General features: G+C 60.4%; 17 protein-coding genes. 7 read left to right on the top strand and 10 right to left on the bottom strand.

Annotation, left to right across the window (positions count from 1 at the left end; all coding sequences use genetic code 11):
- Both recG and BMX75_RS02260 read right to left on the bottom strand, forming a co-directional pair.
- A complete protein-coding gene (gene recG, locus BMX75_RS02255; RefSeq protein ID WP_092824874.1) occupies window positions 1–2,079 on the bottom strand; it encodes an ATP-dependent DNA helicase RecG in 2,079 nt (692 codons plus the stop codon).
- Window positions 2,076–3,005 carry a hydrogen peroxide-inducible genes activator gene (locus BMX75_RS02260; protein ID WP_092824876.1) on the bottom strand — a complete coding sequence of 310 codons (930 nt, stop codon included), beginning with the start codon at window positions 3,003–3,005 and terminating at the stop codon, window positions 2,076–2,078. Before BMX75_RS02260 ends, recG begins: the two co-directional genes overlap by 4 nt.
- Before the next feature lie 180 nt (window positions 3,006–3,185).
- Here BMX75_RS02260 and BMX75_RS02265 point away from each other — a divergent pair, with 180 nt between their 5' ends.
- Window positions 3,186–4,067, top strand: a complete 882-nt coding sequence (locus tag BMX75_RS02265; protein ID WP_092824878.1) for an SDR family oxidoreductase — start codon at window positions 3,186–3,188, stop codon at window positions 4,065–4,067.
- A gap of 84 nt (window positions 4,068–4,151) precedes the next feature.
- Here BMX75_RS02265 and BMX75_RS02270 read toward each other — a convergent pair whose 3' ends face one another.
- The 4 genes from BMX75_RS02270 to gmk form a co-directional block, all read right to left on the bottom strand.
- A complete protein-coding gene (locus BMX75_RS02270; protein WP_066315792.1) occupies window positions 4,152–4,541 on the bottom strand; it encodes a RidA family protein in 390 nt (129 codons plus the stop codon).
- A gap of 98 nt (window positions 4,542–4,639) precedes the next feature.
- Window positions 4,640–6,769, bottom strand: coding sequence for a RelA/SpoT family protein (locus BMX75_RS02275; RefSeq protein WP_066315789.1), 2,130 nt, complete (start codon window positions 6,767–6,769; stop codon window positions 4,640–4,642).
- A 28-nt stretch (window positions 6,770–6,797) separates the two neighbouring features.
- A complete protein-coding gene (gene rpoZ / locus BMX75_RS02280) occupies window positions 6,798–7,058 on the bottom strand; it encodes a DNA-directed RNA polymerase subunit omega (protein ID WP_066315786.1) in 261 nt (86 codons plus the stop codon).
- 89 nt (window positions 7,059–7,147) lie between these two features.
- Window positions 7,148–7,780, bottom strand: a complete 633-nt coding sequence (gene gmk / locus BMX75_RS02285) for a guanylate kinase (protein WP_066315783.1) — start codon at window positions 7,778–7,780, stop codon at window positions 7,148–7,150.
- A gap of 116 nt (window positions 7,781–7,896) precedes the next feature.
- Here gmk and BMX75_RS02290 point away from each other — a divergent pair, with 116 nt between their 5' ends.
- Window positions 7,897–8,592: an extensin-like domain-containing protein gene (locus BMX75_RS02290; RefSeq protein WP_092824880.1), complete on the top strand. Its 696-nt coding sequence runs from the start codon at window positions 7,897–7,899 to the stop codon at window positions 8,590–8,592.
- Here the strand turns inward: BMX75_RS02290 and BMX75_RS02295 are convergent.
- Complete coding sequence (locus BMX75_RS02295) at window positions 8,589–9,803, bottom strand: MFS transporter (RefSeq protein ID WP_092824882.1); 1,215 nt, start codon at window positions 9,801–9,803, stop codon at window positions 8,589–8,591. The genes BMX75_RS02290 and BMX75_RS02295 overlap by 4 nt on opposite strands.
- 185 nt (window positions 9,804–9,988) lie before the next feature.
- On the opposite strand from BMX75_RS02295, the gene BMX75_RS02300 reads away from it, so the two are divergent.
- Complete coding sequence (locus BMX75_RS02300) at window positions 9,989–10,600, top strand: DNA-3-methyladenine glycosylase family protein (protein WP_092824884.1); 612 nt, start codon at window positions 9,989–9,991, stop codon at window positions 10,598–10,600.
- Window positions 10,601–10,619: 19 nt separating this feature from the next.
- On the opposite strand, the gene BMX75_RS02305 is transcribed toward BMX75_RS02300, so the two are convergent.
- From BMX75_RS02305 to BMX75_RS02315, 3 genes are all read right to left on the bottom strand, one after another.
- A complete protein-coding gene (locus BMX75_RS02305) occupies window positions 10,620–11,495 on the bottom strand; it encodes a pirin family protein (protein ID WP_092824886.1) in 876 nt (291 codons plus the stop codon).
- 100 nt (window positions 11,496–11,595) lie between these two features.
- Window positions 11,596–12,171, bottom strand: a complete 576-nt coding sequence (locus tag BMX75_RS02310) for a histidine phosphatase family protein (protein WP_092824888.1) — start codon at window positions 12,169–12,171, stop codon at window positions 11,596–11,598.
- Window positions 12,172–12,381: 210 nt separating this feature from the next.
- Entirely contained in the window at window positions 12,382–13,422 is a 1,041-nt protein-coding gene (locus BMX75_RS02315) for a zinc-dependent alcohol dehydrogenase family protein (RefSeq protein ID WP_092824890.1), read from the bottom strand.
- Between the two features lie 135 nt (window positions 13,423–13,557).
- Here BMX75_RS02315 and BMX75_RS02320 point away from each other — a divergent pair, with 135 nt between their 5' ends.
- The 4 genes from BMX75_RS02320 to hsdR all read left to right on the top strand — a co-directional run bounded on the left by BMX75_RS02320 (window position 13,558) and on the right by hsdR (window position 19,415).
- Window positions 13,558–14,037 carry an Lrp/AsnC family transcriptional regulator gene (locus tag BMX75_RS02320; RefSeq protein ID WP_092824892.1) on the top strand — a complete coding sequence of 160 codons (480 nt, stop codon included), beginning with the start codon at window positions 13,558–13,560 and terminating at the stop codon, window positions 14,035–14,037.
- 146 nt (window positions 14,038–14,183) lie between these two features.
- Complete coding sequence (locus tag BMX75_RS02325) at window positions 14,184–14,477, top strand: helix-turn-helix domain-containing protein (protein ID WP_092824894.1); 294 nt, start codon at window positions 14,184–14,186, stop codon at window positions 14,475–14,477.
- Window positions 14,467–15,759, top strand: a complete 1,293-nt coding sequence (locus BMX75_RS02330) for a type II toxin-antitoxin system HipA family toxin (protein ID WP_092824896.1) — start codon at window positions 14,467–14,469, stop codon at window positions 15,757–15,759. The genes BMX75_RS02325 and BMX75_RS02330 overlap by 11 nt, the downstream gene beginning before the upstream one ends.
- Before the next feature lie 122 nt (window positions 15,760–15,881).
- Window positions 15,882–19,415, top strand: a complete 3,534-nt coding sequence (hsdR, locus tag BMX75_RS02335) for a type I restriction-modification system endonuclease (RefSeq protein WP_092824898.1) — start codon at window positions 15,882–15,884, stop codon at window positions 19,413–19,415.
- Window positions 19,416–19,459: the final 44 nt, after the last annotated feature.

Raw genomic sequence — 19,459 nt, forward strand, 5'->3', positions numbered from 1 at the left:
CTAAACCTGCCCATAGCGCCCGGCGGCTTCGCCCAGCCAGCGGCGCACCAGCACGGTGGTGATGTCCTTGTTGCCTTGCAGCGACTGGGCCAGGGCGGTGACCTGGTCCAGCAGGTCACCGTCGCGCTCCAGGTCGGCGATTTTCATCTGGGCCAGGCCGGTCTGGCGGGTGCCGAGGACTTCGCCGGGGCCACGGATTTCCAGGTCTTTCTCGGCGATGCGGAAACCATCGGTGGTTTCGCGCATCACCGCCAAACGCTGGCGGGAGGTTTTGGACAGCGGCGGGTGGTAGAGCAGCACGCAGAAGCTCTCGGTACTGCCGCGCCCCACGCGGCCGCGCAGCTGGTGCAACTGGGAAAGCCCCAGCCGCTCGGGGTTTTCGATAATCATCAGGCTGGCGTTGGGGACGTCCACGCCCACCTCGATCACCGTTGTGGCGACCAGTAAATCCAGCTCTCCTTCTTTAAACGCCGCCATCACCTCGGCTTTTTCGCTGGACTTCATGCGCCCGTGCACCAGGCCAATGGCAAGCTCCGGCAGCGCCTCGGTAAGCTCGTCGCGGGTGACTTCCGCCGCCTGGCACTGCAGCGCTTCGGACTCTTCGATTAGCGTGCACACCCAGTAGGCCTGGCGGCCTTCGCTGCAGGCGCGCCGGATACGCTCGACCACTTCGGGGCGGCGCTCGTCGGAGACCACTACGGTCTTGACCGGCGTCCGGCCGGGAGGAAGCTCGTCGATTACCGAGACATCCAGGTCCGCGTAGGCGCTCATGGCCAGCGTACGGGGAATCGGCGTGGCGGTCATGATCAACTGATGCGGCGTCAGGCCGCCGGCTTCGCCTTTTTCACGCAGCGCCAGGCGCTGGTGCACGCCGAAACGGTGCTGTTCGTCGATAATCGCCAAGCCCAGGCACTGGAAATGTACATCGTCCTGAAACAGCGCATGGGTGCCCACCACCATGCGCGCACGGCCATCGGCAATCGCCGCCTTGGTATCCAGCCGCGCTTTACCTTTGAGCTTGCCCGCCAGCCAGGCCACTTCGATGCCCAGTGGCTCGAACCAGGCTTTAAACGAGCGGTAGTGCTGCTCGGCGAGGATTTCCGTGGGCGCCATGATCGCCGCCTGGCAGTTCCCCGCCAGCGCCGACAGCGCCGCCATGGCGGCGACCACGGTCTTTCCCGAGCCCACATCGCCCTGTACCAGCCGCAACATGGGGGCTGGGCGGGCAAGGTCCAGGGCAATTTCTTCCAGTACCCGCCCCTGGGCGCCGGTCAGGGCAAAGGGCAGTTGGGCGAGAAAACGCGCCTGAAGGCTTCGCCCGGACGGCAACTCGGGGGCACCATCCGCCTGGATGCGCAAACGCACCTCGCGCAGGCTTAGTTGGTGCGCCAGCAATTCTTCCAACGCCAGACGCCGCGTCGCCGGGTGCTGGCCGTGGGTCAGCTGTTCCAGGTCGGCATCCGGCGGCGGCTGGTGGAGTAGCTTCAAGCTGGCGTGCAGCCCGGGTAGCTGAAAGCGCTGGCGCAGGGCGTCGGGAATAACGTCGGGCAGCGCCTCGGGCTGATTTTCCAAAAGCCCCAGCGCCTGTTGGGTCAGGGCGCGCAGGCGCGTTTGATGCAACCCTTCGGTGGCGGGGTAGATCGGCGTAAAGTATTCGTCGACCGGCGTTTCGCTGCCACCGCTCAGCCTGTATTCGGGGTGATAGATTTCCAGCCCCGTCGCCCCGGCGCGGGCTTCACCAAACGCCCGCACGGTGGCCCCAGGCTTCAGCTGTTGCTGCTGGGCGGGGGAGAAATGAAAAAAGCGCAGGCTTAAAATGCCGCTATTATCACGCAACCGCACCAGCAGGCTGCGTCGGCGCCCTTTGACCACGTCGCAGGCGGTGACCTCGCCCTCGATCACCGCCTCGCTGCCCGCGCGTAGCTCGCCGATTGGCGTCAGCCGGGTGCGGTCCTGGTAACGCAACGGCAGATGAAACAGCAGGTCGCTGACCTGCTCGATCCCCAGGCGGCCGAGCTTTAGCGCCAGTGCCTCTCCTACGCCTTTAAGGGCGGTGACCGGTGCCGAAAGCGCCGTCATGAGGCAACCGTCGACGCCTGGGCTGGCTGACGACAATGATTGATGGCGTTGACCAACGCATCAATGGCTTTGGGGCGCGGAAAGCTGGCCCGCCAGGCAATCGCTACCGTTCGCGAGGGTGCCGGGCTGACAAAGGGGCGGCTGACCAGCATGGCGTTTTCATACTGGTCGGTGCCCAGCGCCGACTGAGGCAGCACGGTGATGCCCAGCTTGGAGGCCACCATATGCCGGATTGTCTCCAGCGAGCCACCTTCGGCAATGAGCGTATTATTGGGATTGTTGAGCTTTTGCGTGATCGCAGGGCAGGCTTCCAACAACTGGTCGCGGAAACAGTGGCCTTCCCCCAGCAGTAGCAGACGCTCTTCCAATAGCTCTTCTTTATGGATGGCCTCCCGCGCTTCCCAGCGATGCTTGGCGGGCAGCAGTACCTCAAAGGTCTCATCGTAAATCGGCTTGGTCACCACGTCGGTTTCGGTAAACGGCAACGCCACGATGATGACATCCAGCTCACCGCTGCGCAGCTTGGTACGCAACCCGCCGGTCAAGCCTTCTTCAATATACAAGGGCATTTGCGGTGCGGCCTTGGCCAGTTCGGGCACCAGGTGCGGGAACAGATAGGGGCCGATGGTATAAATGGCCCCGATACGCAGTGGATTGGCAAGCTGGTCTTTACCCGCGCTGGCCATGTCGAAGATAAGGCTACTCTGCTCAAGTACGCGCTGCGCCTGGGCGATGATCTTTTCACCTAACGGCGTTACCTGGACCGTCGCCTTGGAACGCTCGAACAGTGGCGTTTCCAATTCATCCTCGAGTTTTTTGACCGCCACCGACAAGGTGGGCTGGGAAACATGACAGCGCTCGGCGGCACGGCCAAAGTGGCGTTCTTGGGCAAGGGTTACGATGTAGCGAAGTTCTGTTAAAGTCATATTGGCGCCAGTGGCATCCTCTCGTAGCAGCTTGTGACTAGCGATCGCGACAGTTAGCGGGTAGGAAAAGGACACAGACAGGCCCTGCTGACGATGTCATCTCTACAATTGCTTCTATAGGGAATTGTAGATCAGGGACCTTGTATCTAATAGGGATTATTTATCAACAGGAGCGAGCAAGTGACGCTAACCGTACTCATTATTGGCTGTGGCGATATCGGCATAACGCTCGGTCGCGAACTGCTCAGCGAAGGACACCGCGTGATTGGCGTTCGTCGCCGTATCGAAGCCCTGCAGGATACCGGCATCGAGCCCTTGGCATTGGACCTCAATGAGCTTGAATACGCCGACGCAAGCGCGCTTCCCGAGGCGGATTACGTCATTTATACGGTGAGCGCCGACCACTTTGAAGAAAGTGCCTACCAGAGCGCTTACCCCGAGGGCCTGAAACGGGTACTGAGCGTCATGGAACAACACGCCACACCGCCACGCCGCGTGTTTTTCGTGTCGTCGACCAGCGTCTACGGCCAGCAGGAAGGCGAGGTGGTCAACGAGGAAAGCCCGACCGAACCGACAAGCTTCTCCGGCACGCTGATGTGCGAAGCCGAACAGGCGCTGATCAACCACCCGCTACCTGGCACCGTAGTGCGCTTTTCGGGCATCTATGGTCCTGGCCGCGACCGGCTCATCCATCAGGTCGCTGAAGGGCGGCTCGCCGCGGTCACCCCGGTGATCTATTCCAACCGTATTCACCGCGACGACTGCACCGGCATTCTGGCCCATCTGATTCACTGCCAGGAAAATGGCCGACCGCTGGCGGACCTCTACCTGGGGAGCGATTGCGAACCGGTCACCATGCATAACGTGATGGACTGGATTGCCAAGCAGCTCAAGGTCGCGTCCACCGACACGATGCAATCGCCGCTGCGTCGACGCACCAGCAAGCGTTGCGATAACCGGCGGATCCTCGAAACCGGCTATCAATTCCGCTACCCAACGTTCCGCGAGGGCTACGCTCAGGTATTGAAAGAAGGCGGCTTCTGGCGCGTGCAAAAAGCGTAACCGTCATCACGGGCCCATCACACTGCCATGAGCCTCCAGCCTGCTCATGGCAGATACTTACTCATGGCAGATGCTTGCTCTGCCTTAATCGCCAATGACCATGACGGCTTCGGCTTCCACCTGGCTCCCCTTGGGCAGGGCTTTTACCCCCACCGCGGCACGGGCCGGGAATGGCATATCGAAAAACTCTTCCATCACCTTGTTCACGATCGCGAAGTTATCCAGCTCGACCAGGTACAGGTTCAGCTTGACGATATCGCCAAGCGTCCCGGCGGCTTCTTCGCAGACCGCCTGCAGGTTGGTAAATACTTGACGAGCCTGCAGCTCAAAATCGTCCGAGACGATTTCCATGGTGGCCGGGTCCAGCGGAATCTGGCCTGACAGGTACACGGTATTGCCTGCTTTAACCGCCTGAGAGTAGGGGCCGATAGCAGCGGGGGCTTTCTCGGTGTTGATAACAGCTTTGTTGCTCATTGGATGTCATGCTCCTTGGTGCACTCAACGTTGATCATGGTGGTCTCGCCATGGCTAACGCTGCCAGCCATGGGCCAGCAGGTCGCCACAGCGGGCGCTTAATTTGCCATGCGGGTTATTTTGCTGACGTTAGGCAGGTTGCGAATACGTTTCATGATGCGGGCAAGGTGAACGCGACCCTTTACTGCAAGCGTGAGGTTCACCGTGGCGAGACGCGCATCGCGCTCTTCGATCCCGATGCGCTCGATGTTGGCATCCGCATCGGTGACCAGCCCGGCGAGTTGCGCCACGATCCCTCGGCGACTTTCGATTTCAATGCGAAGGACAACCGGGAAGTCTTCGTCGATGTTCTCTGACCATTCCAGCGCAAAGACTTTATCGGGGTCGTCTCTGTCCATCAGGTTTTTACATTCAGACCGGTGTACCACAAGCCCTTTCCCCATCGAAAGGTGGCCGATGATGCTATCGCCGGGCAGCGGGTGACAGCAGCGGGCAAAGTTGATGACCATGCCCTCGCTGCCGCTTATCACCACCGGTTTATGGTGGGTGCCTTCGTTAATCTGCTCGCTGGGATGACCGTCCGCAACATCCACCAGGCGCCGCGCGACGACGTGGGCAACGCGGTTGCCAAGGCCCAACGACTCTAACAGTGCCTCTTCCGACGACACGTCGAGTTGCTCGAACGCACGGCTTATCACCGTCGGCTCCAGCTCTTCCAGGCTGGTATTGAAAGGGGCCAGCGCCTTGTTCAACAGCCGCCGCCCGAGCATCACCGCTTCGGTATGCTGCTGATGCTTGAGGGCATGACGAATGGCCGAGCGCGCCTTGGCCGTGGTGACGAAGTTCAGCCACGCCAGATTGGGACGGGCCCCGGGCGCCGTGATGATTTCCAGCGTCTGACCACTCTCGAGACGCGTGGAAAGCGGCGCCAGATGGCGATCGATGCGGCAGGCGATGCAGTGATTGCCGATATCGGTGTGCACCGTATAGGCGAAGTCGATCACGGTAGCGCCCTGGGGCAGCTCCATGATGTCGCCCTTGGGGGTAAACACGTAGATATCGTCGGGAAACAGGTCGTTTTTGACGTGCTCGATGAACTCCAGAGAATCCCCGGCATGGCGCTGCATCTCCAAAAGCCCTTTCACCCAGGCCCGGGCGCGGGCATGGCTGCCTTCGGCGATCGGATGCGAGGTTTGCCCGGCTTTATATAGCCAGTGGGCGGCGATGCCGTTATTGGCCATGGCCTCCATTTCCCGGGTGCGAATCTGCACCTCGATGGGCATGCCCCGCGCGCCAAACAGGGTGGTGTGAAGGCTCTGGTAGCCGTTGGCCTTGGGAATCGCGATGTAGTCCTTGAAGCGCCCCGGCACCGGTTTATACAGATTATGCACCACGCCCAGAATGCGATAGCAGCTGGCCACATCGTCGGTGATGATGCGAAAGCCGAACACATCCATGATTTCGACAAAGGGTTTGCGCTGGTCGCGCATCTTGCGATAGATCGACAGCAGATGCTTTTGGCGGCCGACGACCGTACCGCTCAGGCCTTCGTCGTCGACGCTTTTTTGCAATGTCGCCTGGACTTCCCGCATCGCACTGCGCCGATGCCCGCGGGCGTTGGAGACAGCCCGCTTGATTCGCTCCGACCGCATCGGGTGGATCGCCTGGAAGGACAGGTCCTCGAGTTCGACGCGGATGGTGTTGATACCCAATCGCCCGGCAATGCGGGCATAGATTTCCAGGGTTTCACGGGCGATGCGACGCTTTTTGTCGGGGCGCAGTGCGCCCAGGGTGCGCATGTTATGCAGCCGGTCGGCGAGCTTGACGATAATCACGCGGATATCCCGCGACATCGCCAGGACCATCTTCTGGAAATTTTCCGCCTGGGCGACGGCTTTATCTTCGAAGGTGATCTGGGTCAGCTTGGAGACGCCGTCAACCAGTTCCGCCACTGGCTCGCCGAACTGGGCGCCGAGGGCTTGTTTCGATACACCGGTGTCTTCAATCACATCGTGCAGCATGGCAGCCATCAAGCTTTGATGGTCCATGTGCATGTTGGCAAGGATGTTGGCTACCGCCAGGGGGTGGGTAACATAAGGTTCGCCGGAGCGACGCCGCTGACCGTCGTGGGCCTGCTCAGCGTAATAAAAGGCGCGTTTGACCTGTTGAATCTCGCCGGGGGGTAAGTAGCCGCCGAGTCGGTCGGCCAGGTCATCAATGGTAAACATTCACCGCGCCTCTAATCGGTCGTGAATCCTAGTCGTCGATTTGTGCGCTGGGAGCCATTGCTGGACGAGCGCGAACAGGTGCTTCAACCGGTTCGTCCAGTACCGTGTGATCGACCAGGCCCGCCGCGATTTCACGCAGCGCCATGACCGTGGGCTTGTCATTTTCCCAGGGTAGCTGTGAATCGCGCGTACCCCGCGCCAGCTGGCGAGCACGCTGGGTGGAAATCATCACGAGCTTGAAACGATTTTCGACATGATCAAGACAATCTTCAACGGTGACGCGAGCCATGGGTGCCTTCCTGTAATAACGATGCTGGATCGCGTCCGTGAGAGGTCAAACGGGTCGATCCAGCTAAAGAGGGTGTAGAACCTTGTAGATTACTCGACGCCGGGCGCCTGTGACAAGAGCGTTGCCAGCAAGGAGGCGTGGCGTTCGCTCATTAGCGGGCACGCCAGGCGACGGCTGATGACCAACGACTGCAATTCCTGCAGGGCCGTCGTGAAGTCATCGTTGACCACCAGGTAGTCGTATTCGTCATAGTGCGACATTTCGCTGATCGCATCACGCATGCGTCGCGCGATGATGGCGTGCTCGTCGGTCCCCCGACTGGCCAGGCGACGCTCAAGCTCGCTGCGCGACGGCGGCAGTATGAAGATCGACACGGCCTCGGGCATTTGTTCGCGCACCTGGCGCGCGCCCTGCCAGTCAATCTCGAGAATCACGTCCTGGCCAGCATCAAGTACCGTTTGAGCCGCCTTGCGCGAGGTACCGTAGTAATTATCGAAAACCTTGGCGTACTCAAAGAACTCGCCACGCGCAATCATTCCCTCAAAGGTCGCCGCATCGGTGAAGTGGTAATTGACACCATCGACCTCACCCTCGCGCTTGGCCCGGGTGGTGTGCGATACCGACACCTGGATGCCATCGAGGCTTTCGATCAGCTCGCGTACCAGGCTGGTTTTACCCGCCCCCGATGGGGCAGAAACGATAAACAGTGTACCTTGGGACATACGCGCTTCCCTTGTTGGCGAGGTAAACTCGTGCGATTAAAGCAGTGTAGAAAAGTGACGCAGTATCGCACACCCATCGCGACGACTGTAGCGTTTCGCAGAACAGGGAGGTGACGATGCGAAGTACCTGGCTGATACTGGCGTTGATCGTGCTAGGCGTTGCCCTGCACAAGGGAGTCATCGAGATTCCCCGCCACTGGTCACCCTGGGCACCGCTTCACGTCGACGATCCAATCACCCCGATCACGTCGCTAAAACTCCGCCGCCTGGAAAATGACCGTGACGGTTGCCTGGCAGCACTGGAAAGCGTGCCGGATGACACCTTGCGCTATTCGCCTCTGGCCGACTACACCCCCGTGGAGAACTGCCCGCTTGAGAACGTGGTGCGCCTTGAAGCCAGCGGCGTCGCCTTCAACCAGTCGTTCGTGGCCAGTTGCCCCCTGGCCTTGGCCTGGGTGATGTTTGAACGCCACGCACTGCAACCCAGCGCCGAGACCATTCTCGGTACCCGGGTACGCCAAGTCGACCATGTGGGAAGTTTTGCCTGCCGCAATGTGTATGGGCGTGAAAGCGGGCGGCGCAGCGAGCACGCCACCGCCGAGGCGCTTGACGTGACCGGCTTTCGCCTCGCCAACGGTGAGCGCATTACCCTGCTTGAGGACTGGGGCAACAATGGGCCAGCGGGAGCGTTTCTGCGCGACATACGCGACGATGCCTGCGACTTTTTCGGCAACACCCTGGGCCCCGACTACAACGCCGCCCACGCCGACCATTTTCACTTCGGAATGCGCGGCTTTCGTCTCTGTCGCTAGTCCGCGGCCGCGACACGAGCCGGGGGATAACGTTTCTCCAGCCAGCGCCCGGCGGCAAACAGCACGAGCCCGCACAGCGCCAGCCCGGTTCCCACCAGGCCGGTGCTCGACCAGTTGAAGCCCGCGCTGATGACTAGCCCGGCAAGCCAGGCCCCCAGCGCATTGGCGCCGTTGAAGGCCGCGTGATTGAGCGATGCCGCCATGGTTTGGGCATCCTCGGCGACATCCATCAAACGGGTTTGTAGCGAAGGCGCCAGCGCCATGCTGGTGCCCACCAGCCCCACAAACAGCAGCCCCGACCAGACATGATTCGCCGCGAAGTAAAATAGCCCCTGGATCACCGCACACCACAGCAGAATAGACGGAATTGCGCGCATCAGGTTTTTATCCGCCAGACGCCCGCCGATCAAATTCCCGGCAATCGAGCCCAGGCCGAAGATTACCAGCACCAAGGGCCCCAGCGCTTCGCTCATGCCCGCCTGCTGGGTCAGCGTCGGCATCACGTAACTGAAAATGGCGAACATGCCGCCGCAGCCGATACAGGCGATGGCCAAGGTCACCAGCACGCGCTGCTTGACCAGCGCCGACAGCTCACGCAGCGGGCTCGCCAGGGCATCAACGGGCTGAACCGGTACGTAAAACCGGGTCAACAGCGCGGTAAGCAGCGCAATGCCGCCCACCGCGGCAAAGGCAATCTGCCAGCCGAAAAAGCTCCCGGCCCAGGTGCCCAGGGGGGCGCCCACCAGAATCGCGACTGTCAGACCCATCATCACCCGGGCGATCGCCCGTGCCCGCTGGTCGACGGGCACCGCCCCGGCGGCCACCAGAGCGGCAATGCCAAAGTAGGCGCCGTGAGGCAGCCCGGCGATAAAGCGCAGGCCCACAAACGACCAGAAGCCCGGCGCCATGGCACTGGCAATATTGCCCAAGGCAAACACCAGCATCAGCGCGATCAGCAGCGCTCGCTTGGGGACCCTTGCCGCCAGGGCGGAAATCAGCGGCGCACCGACCACAACGCCCAGGGCGTAGCTGCTGATCGCATAGCCCACCTGGGGCACAGTGATGGCCAGATCCTCCGCGATGCGGTTCATCAACCCCATGATGACGAACTCGCTGGTGCCGATGCCAAAGCCACCCAGCGCCAGCACAAATTCAGCCAGCCGCGGGTTACGCGCCAGCCCTTGAGACGACGATGCCGTCGATTCCTGCATGCTTATCTCCTTGGGATACCGACCGTTGGTATCGCGATGGCGCAAATGATCGCAGGATTAGACGAAAGTAGAAACACACCGCATTTAAAAAGTTAGCGGGCGAAAGGGAACCTCCGCATGGGGTTAATCCCATTCGTGTTCTAGCTTTGTTAGTGTGTTTTTATTGCTCAATACTCGAGACGCTGATGACCCCAGATACCATCGAACAGGCTATGGCAGCCCTCGCCAAGGCCGACCCGGATATCGCCCGCGCTTACCCCCTCGTGGGTGCGCCTGAACCGCGCCAGCGCGATCAGGGCTTTGCGACGTTTTTCAGTACCATCGTCAGTCAACAGCTTTCCACCGAGGCCGCCCGCGCCATCATGGGCCGCGTCAATACGCTGCTCCCCGAGCTCCATGCCCAGGCGGTGATCGATATCGACAGCCAGGCGCTGCGCGATGCCGGGCTCTCCTGGCGCAAGATCGAGTACGCCAAGGGCCTGGCAGAAGCGGAACTGGCAGGCACCTTTAGCGCCGATGGGCTTGAGCAGCTAAGCGACGACGAGGCGATTGCCGCAATTACCCAGCTGCGCGGCTTCGGTCGCTGGAGCGCCGAGATCTACCTGATGTTTTCGCTGAAGCGCCCGGATATCTTTCCCGCCGATGACCTGGCGTTGCGTGTGGCACTCGGCCGCTTGAAAGGTATGGATGACAAACCCACACCCAGGCAGGCGCGTCAGTGGGTAGCGCACTGGTCGCCCTGGCGCACGGTGGGGTCGCTGTTCTTGTGGCACTACTATCGCGGTGAACCCTTGTAAGGACTCTTTTAAACTCTTTTTAGGCGTCTAACCCACCAAATTTGCCGTTTTGGTAGTCTTCCACCGCCTGGACGATCTCTTCACGGGTGTTCATCACAAAGGGGCCGTGGGAATAGACGGGTTCGTCGATCACGTCGCCGTGACCAAACAAGAGTCGAGCATCGCTGCTGGCTTCAATCACCAGGCTATCGCCTGCGCGGTCTACCTCGATCAGATGGTGGGGTTGAACAGGCTCACCGCCCACCTCCAGATCACCATCCACTACATACAGAAAGACCTGCCGCCCCGATTCAACGGGCAGCGTTTCGCGTGTACCCGCAGGGAGCTTAAGCGTCGACATAAATACGCCGGTCAGCGATTCGACGGGGCCAGCCTGCTCATCCCACTGCCCGGCGATCAGGTTTAGCTCACCGCCGCCCGGCAGCGCCAGCGAAGGGATGTCGTCATGCTGGAGCCCCACGTAGTGCGGCTTGCTCATCTTCAAGCGCGCCGGAAGATTGACCCACAGCTGCAGGATCTCCAGCGGACCACCGTCACGTAGAAACGCCTCAGGCGAAATTTCCGCATGCACGATACCGCTACCTGCCGTCATCCACTGCACGCCACCGGCGTGAATCACGCTTTGATGCTGGGTGCTGTCAGCATGGGCCAGCGAGCCTTCCAGAATAAAGGTGACCGTTTCAAAGCCCCGGTGCGGGTGTGGGCCGAATGGCAAGCCACCGTTATTGGCCGGGTAGGTCTGCGGCCCGTGGTGATTGAGAAACAGGAACGGATCGAGCTGTTCAAGCTGCGGCCCCGGCAATGGCCGCCGGGTGACCAGATCGCCGATATCGTCGCGCCTGGCCGGGTGTTGGGCAATGACATGACGCGCTGTGGAGGTCTTCTCAGATGACATCACTATCTCCTTATTAGTATCTCCCAGCATAAAACCCCAGCGCGGCCATGAGGAGCGAATAATTTGCCAAGTTTCGTTGAAGGAAATTGCCAGGAACCGATCAAGGCGCGCGAACGTCCAGTCGGCCCACCACCTCCAGCCCACCCGTTGCCGGGCGCACGACCAGCATCTCGCCCGAGCCAACCCCCCGCCCGGCCAGCGCCGAGATATTCACCTGATGCGTGACCAGCAGCATGTTGCCCGACTGTTCCCAGGCGGCTATCCGCTCGCGGGCGGCTTGGGTGATGGCTTCCCGATCACCGCGCCCACGAAAGAACGAATCCAGCCACGGCGCAGGCTCGACATCGCCCAGCTGCATGAGCTCGGCGGTATCCAGCGCCCGGCACCAGCGCGACGCGTACACCGCGCCGATGGGAATGTTCCGCTCGCGAAATGCCTCACCCGCCAGCCTCGCCTGGGCACGCCCCTGCTCTGAAAGATTGCGCTGCGTCTCGCAACGACCCCGCTCGAACCCGGGCGGATCGCCAACACCTGGCGCCAGCGAATGACGCATCAAAATCACCAGGCCCCCTTCCTCCAGGGCCTGCCAGGTTGTGTCGTTGGCCTGGGCGGTGACGGTCAGCACACCCAGTACACTAAGCAATAGGGTTAACGTAAGTTGGCGTAAGGTAGGCATGGGGATTGTCCTTCAATCATTGATGAAGTATTGACCAAGCGAACGGCAACGGGCATGTGATACCCATCAACCTTCCCTCTTAAAGACGCGGCAGGCATTTGCTACGCCAAAGCCTAAACGACTTGGCGCGGCGATACGCGCCAAGCCAGACAACTCCATTCAACGCAAGGATAGCTTCCCCCATCAGCCCCAACGCCTAAGCCCGCTTTTTCAAAACGCCGTCACTACCGTTACGCCCGCCCCTTCGAACTTATCCATGTTCATCAGCGCCTCAATGGACTGCTCGAGGGTGATGCGCCTGCCGATAAGCTGCTCAGGCGCCAGCTTTCCAGACTGGATCATCGCCAGCATGGCGCCGTAACGATGCGCCTGCATACCATGACTGCCGAGTATTTCAAGCTCGTTGGCAATCACCTGGCTCATGGGAATAGCCGGTGTGCTGCTCTCCGCCAACATCAGCCCGACCTGAATATGCTTGCCCCGTTTACGCAGGTTGCTGATGGAGTTAAAGCAGGTGGTCGGGTGTCCTAGCGCATCCAGTGACACGTGAGCGCCTCCCCGGGTTATGTCCGCCACCGCCTCTACCACATTGGCCACCTTGGCGGCATTCACGGTGGCAGTCGCGCCCAATTGGCGAGCCAGAGCAAGCGCTTTTTCCGAAATATCGATAGCGACAACGTTAGCGCCGATGGCGTTGGCAATCATCACGGCGGATAGACCCACACCCCCGCAGCCATGAACCGCCACCCACTGTCCGGCCGAGGTTTGGCCCTGATCGACCACCGCCCGAAAGGAGGTGACGAACCGACAGCCCAGGCTTGCCGCTGTGGCAAAGTCGAGCGTTTCGGGAAGCGCGACCAAGTTGACATCGGCGTAGTGAATACTCACATACTCGGCAAAGGACCCCCAGTGCGTGAAACCGGGTTGGAACTGACTATCGCACACCTGATGGTTCCCGGCGTGGCACTCAGGGCAAGTGCCACACCCCCCGACGAACGGCACCGTAACGCGATCGCCAATGCGCCACTGTTTGACGTCCTTGCCAACCGCTTCGACAACGCCTGCCAGCTCGTGCCCCGGCACATGAGGGAGCTGGATATCGGTATCGTGCCCCACCCAGCCATGCCAGTCGCTGCGGCATACCCCGTTCGCCATCACCTTCACTACCACGCCATGCGGTTCTGGCGCCGGATCTGGCACCTGCTGTATGTGGGGAGGGGCGGAAAACTGCTCAAAAACAACGGCTTTCATAAACGACTCCTGCGCGGTATCCATTGTTTTACTATAACCAACCGCCCCTGAAATTACTTTTCCGATGGATGGACACACAGGCTAATTTTGAATCACTCTTTCTTTTGAACGCATAAACCTGAAAAAGATTTTCAAATGAGCCGACTGGACAAAATAGACGCCCAACTAATCGATAGCCTTCAAGCCGATGGTCGGCTATCCATCGCCAAGCTGGCCGAGCGGCTGGGAATGAGCGAAGCCACCTGCTGGCGGCGTCATAAACGCCTGGAAGAATTGGGCGTGATCGAAGGCTATCAAGCCACGCTGAACCGCCGAAAGCTTGGCGGCAGCGTGCTGGCCTTTGTGCAGATCACCTGTACCCAGCACAGCGAGGCGGCCACCGCGGAGTTCGAACGCGTTATCCAGGCCAGCTCCCGGGTGCTCAGCTGCCATAACACCACCGGCGAGGCGGACTTTCTCTTGCAGGTCATCGCCCAGGACCTCGATGACTACAGCCGCTTCGTGGAAAAGGTGCTACGCCAGCTGCCGGGTGTATCGAGCATCCGCTCCAATATCTCCCTGCGAGAAATGAAGGCGACGAGCCACTTGCCGGTTGGGGAATTGCTGGGGCTGTAAGCGAGGTGGTTGGGGAGGGGCCAGTCGAACAACGTCAGCAGCAGGCTGCAGCACGAAAAGCAATAAAAAAAGATACTATAATATCCATAGTAAGCCTAAAACATCTATAATAGATACAGGGGTATCTTTTATAGGAATGTTAACTAATGCACCGTTTTCTGCTGTTAGACGATACCGATGTCCAGCAAGCCTTTGCGACTCATCTGCGTAGCTTACGCGAACAGGCCAAGCTATCCCGTGCGGCACTGGCGCAGCGCAGCAATGTGCCCGCCCCAACCATCAAGAAATTTGAGCTCACCGGGCAAATCTCGTTTCGCCAGCTACTGTTGCTATGGCAAAGCCTGGACGACTTGGCGCGGCTATACGCGCTGACCCAGCAAGACGCATTCAACCCAAAGATACCTTCCTCAATTGATGAGGTACTCAAAGATGGCCTTTAAGCCCACGCAGCGGCTGAACGTGACGCGCACACTATCGACAGGAGAACAGGTTGCTGCTGGCGTATTGGCGCAAAACCGCCAAGGGGTATTTTTTCAGTACGCAGAAGGCTATACGGAACAGCATGGCAATCTATCGCCCTTTACGTTGCAGCGCGACCTGGCGCTTCAGCCCGCACCTAGAACGCCCCATCAAGGGCTTCACGGCGTATTTGGCGACTGTTTACCCGATGGCTGGGGGCTGCTGCTGCAAGACCGTGTCTTTCGTCAGCATGGCATAGCGCCTACACAGCTGACGGCGATGGACCGGCTGGCATTTGTTGGTCAACGTGGCATGGGGGCACTGACGTTTGAGCCAGCATCAGAGGCAGCGCCGACACAGAGCGATAACGAAGATCTGGCGACACTCGGCCTCGAGGCACAGGCCGTTTTCGATGGGCAAACGGAAGACGTACTCAGCGCCTTGGTCGCAGCGGGTAGTTCCGGTGGGGCTAGACCGAAAGCACAGCTTTTCATGCCGCCTGGCCAATCGAAGGAATGCAGAACCTATGCTCAGCCAGAGGATGACGCCTGGCTGGTCAAATTTACCTCTCAACACTTGCCACTGGGTCACGACGAGGGGCTTTGCGAAGCGGCCTACCTGGACTTGGCCAAAACAGCAGGCCTTGAGCCGCCCGAATGGCAGTTGCTGCGCGTACCTACGCCGCAGGGTGAGCGGGCCTGGCTTGCCATCAAACGGTTTGATTGGATCCATCAGACAAACCCTGCGGGGCGTCTCCATATGCACAGCGCCTGCGGGCTGCTGGATGCCGATTTCCGAACCCCTAGCCTGGATTACGCCGACCTAATCAAGGCAAGCCGCCAGCTGTGTCGATCCCCCGCCGTAGGCCAGCTGCAATTCCGACGTGCGCTGTTTAACCTGTTTGCCTGCAACCAGGATGACCACAGTAAAAACTGGGCGTTTCTCCAGGATGATGCAGGCCAATGGAAACCAGCACCGTTTTATGATGTGACCTTTAGCCCCCACCCTTTTGCAGAACACGCCACTGCCTATATGGGCTTTGGCAAGCAGCCCTCGCTAAAAGCCATCCAACAGCTCGCCACCCATGCAGGCTTTGCCAACTGGAAACAGGCTCAGCCGCACGTTCAGGAGATCGCGGACGTTATTGCCACCTTCCCGGCTGTGGCAAAAGACCTGGGTGTGAAAGCCAGCACCATCGAGCTGATCACCCAGCGATTGAATCAAACGTGGCGGGAGAACAAGGGGTTATTGCTGGCAAAATGATGTCATTAGCTAACGCCAACCTCCAAAAGTACACTTAGCCAAGAACCCCCTATTTCATTAATATGGGAGGTGATGAAACACGGCGACTAAGCCAATTGGCAAAGATGTGGAGAGTAAATGTAATGACATCGCCCTGTCCTCCCAGCAACTTTGGCTTTCTGGCCGCACACGACGACCTCTTCGTTGAACTCGCCGACGCCGCCGAGCGCGCCTTTACCAACGACCCCAACATCACGCTGATCAAGCTACGCCAGCTGGGCGAGGCGCTTGCTCAGCATATAGCTGCGGTGTCCGGTATCGAGTTTGACGCGCAAACCAGCCAGGCCGAGCTGCTCTACCGCGTGAACCGCGAGATACGGCTGGAGCCCCAGGTCAAGGAGCTGTTTCACACCCTGCGCATCGAGGGCAACAAGGCAACCCACCAATTCCGTACCCGCCACAAGGAGGCGATGGACGGCCTGCGACTTGCCCGGGAGCTGGCCATCTGGTTTCATCGCTCCTTCGGTCAAGAAGGCACCGCTTTCAAGCCCGGGCCCTTCAAGCCGCCGCACGATCCCAGCGCCGAATTGCGCCAGCTACAGGGTGACATCGAGCAGCTACGCCACCAGTTGAACAGCGCTAACCTTGCCCTGGAAAGCAGTCAACAGCTAAGTCAGCTGGTCGAACAGGAGAAACAGGAGTACGAGGCGCTGGCCCATGCCATGGACGAGGAAGCCCAGGCGTTCGGACAGCAGGCCCAACAGCACGAAGAAGCCCTGGACGCCCAGCGCCGGGCCTACGAGCAGAAGATCCAGACGCTACAGCGACAGCTCAAGGAACACAGCAACCAGCAGGCGCGCGAGCAGCGCCAGAAGATTGCTAGCCAAACCCAGGCCGCCAGCCAGTCGCTGGCACTGAGCGAAGAACTCACCCGACTCCTCATCGACCAGCAGCTCAAGGAGGCAGGCTGGGAGGCCGACAGCCAGGAACTGACCTACGCCAAAGGCGCCCGCCCCGAAAAGGGGAGCTATCGCGCCATCGCCGAATGGCCAAGCCAGCCCGCAGGCGCCAAGCCAGTCGGTAAAAAAGAGCGTGCCGACTACGTGCTGTTTTACGGCCTGACGCCTATCGCCGTGATCGAGGCCAAAAAAGAGAACGTCAACGTCGCGGGCAAAATCGACCAGGCTGAGCGCTACAGCAAAGGGCTTGTCACCGCGCCGCCGCTAGTCGGCGCCTGGGAGCTGGCCGGGCGTACCATTGCCTGGCCCGCCGATGGAGAGGGGCACTACAAGGTGCCTTTCGCCTACTCCTGCAACGGCCGCCCCTATGTGCCCCAGCTCAATGAGCAGTCGGGCACCTGGTTCCGCGATGTACGCGAGCCCAGCAACCTGCGCCGCGCCTTGCCTACCTTTCATACGCCCGGTGGTCTGGCAGAGCTACTCGAGCGCGACCGCAGCAACGCCGAAAAGCTGCTGGCACACGAACCCTTCGGCTACTTGAAGCTGCGCGATTATCAGCAGAAAGCCATCGCCGCGACCGAGCAGGCGCTGGCGCGCGACAAGCGCACCGCCCTGCTGGCCATGGCCACCGGCACGGGCAAAACCCGCACCATCATCGGCCTGATGTATCGCTTTCTGAAAACGGAGCGCTTCCACCGCATTCTGTTTCTCGTCGACCGCACCTCCCTTGGCGACCAGGCGACGGACGCCTTCAACGAAGCGCCGCTGGAGCAGCACCATACGCTCTCGAGCATCTACAACGTCGCAAGGCTCGGCGACATGGTGCCAGAGGCCGAAACCCGGGTGCAGGTAGCCACGGTGCAGGCCATGGTTAAGCGTATTTTTGCCAGCGACACACCGCCGCCCATCGACCAATTCGACTGCATCATCATCGATGAAGCACACCGCGGCTACACGCTGGACCAGGAAATGACCGAGGGCGAACTCGCCACCCGCGATCCAAGCCAGTACCTCTCAAGCTACCGCCGTGTGTTGGAGCACTTCGACGCGGTGAAGATCGCCCTGACCGCCACACCGGCGCGTCACACCAGCGAGATTTTTGGCAAACCGGTCTACACCTACTCCTACCGGGAAGCGGTGGCCGACGGCTGGCTGATCGACCACGAGCCGCCCATCCGCTACGAAACGCTGTTGACCCAGCAGGGCATCCATTTCGACAAGGGAAGCACGGTCGAGGTGATCGACCCGCGCACCGGCGAAGTTGACACTACCGAGCTCGACGACGAGCTCGACTTCGAGGTCGACGCCTTCAACCGCCAGGTCATTGCCCCCGACTTCAACCGAGTGATCTGCGAGCAGCTCGCTCGGGAGCTGGACCCGTTTGGCGACGAGAAAACGCTGATCTTCTGCGCCACCGATTTCCACGCCGACATGGTCAAGAACGAGCTGGATAAGGCCTTCAAAGCGCGTTACGGAAAGAGCTACCACCAGGCCGCCGTGGCCAAGATTACCGGCAAGAGCGACAAGGTCAGCCAGCTCATCCGTCGCTATAAGAACGAGCGCCATCCCAACATCGCCGTCACCGTTGATCTGTTAACCACCGGCATCGACGTGCCCAGCATTTGCCACCTGGTCTTCATGCGCCGGGTGCGCTCGCGCATTCTGTTCGAGCAGATGATCGGCCGCGCCACCCGCCGCTGTGACGACATCGGCAAGACCGTGTTCACCCTCTACGACCCGGTGGATATCTACGCGGCGCTGGATGAGGTCAACACCATGAAGCCACTGGTGCGCGACCCAAACGTGAGCATCGAGCAGCTGGTCGATGAACTGTGCGACCCGCAGCGGCTTGAAACGGCCCTCAATAGCCCCGGCGATGCCCCCGGCCGTAACCAGGCCGATGCAGTGCTCGACCAGTTGAGCCAGAAGCTGATGCGCGTGCTGCGCAAGGCAGACGTCAAGGCAGAGCAAACACCTGCGCTCAAGAAGAAGCTCTCAGACCTACACGATCAGTGGGGCGTCGAGCCCGGCAAGCTTCACGAGCACCTGCAGGGCCTGGGACCCAAGGGAGCGGCGGCCTTTCTTGAAAAGCACGCCCACCTTCTCCAACAGCTTGAATCGGTCAAATATCTGACGGGCAGCGACAGGATGCCTGTCATCGCCGATCACGAGGACGAGATTCGCGAGCGCCACCAAAGCTACGGCGAGCACAAGCGCCCGGACGATTACCTGGACAGCTTCAACGCATTTATTAACGAGCAGCTAAACCACTCCACTGCCTTGGTGGTGGCGGTGAATACGCCCCGCGACCTGACCCGCGAACAGCTCAAGGAGGTCAAGCTGCTGCTCGACGGCCAGGGCTACTCCGAGGCCAACCTGCAAAGCGCGGTACGCAACCAGACCAACCAGGACATTGCCGCCAGCATCATCGGCCACATTCGCCGCGCCGCCCTGGGCGAACCGCTCAAGCCCTTCGAGCAGCGCGTGGCCGAGGCCATGGATACTATCCTCACCCAGCACCCCTGGAGCGCCAACCAGCGCAAGTGGCTACAGCGTCTGGCCAAACAGCTGGTACACGAGGTAATTCTCGACCGCGAGGCGGTCAATCAGCTACCCGCCCTGCCCGGCGGCGCCAAGCAGCTGGACAAGGTGCTCGGCGAACAGTTGGACAGCGTGCTGGAAGAACTCAACGAGGCGATGTGGCCATCAGCAGGCTAATAGACGCTTGAACAAGCCAGAATGAAAGCGCAGAATCAACAAAA

It is taken from the genome of Vreelandella subterranea, assembly GCF_900111305.1.
Taxonomy (GTDB): domain Bacteria; phylum Pseudomonadota; class Gammaproteobacteria; order Pseudomonadales; family Halomonadaceae; genus Vreelandella; species Vreelandella subterranea.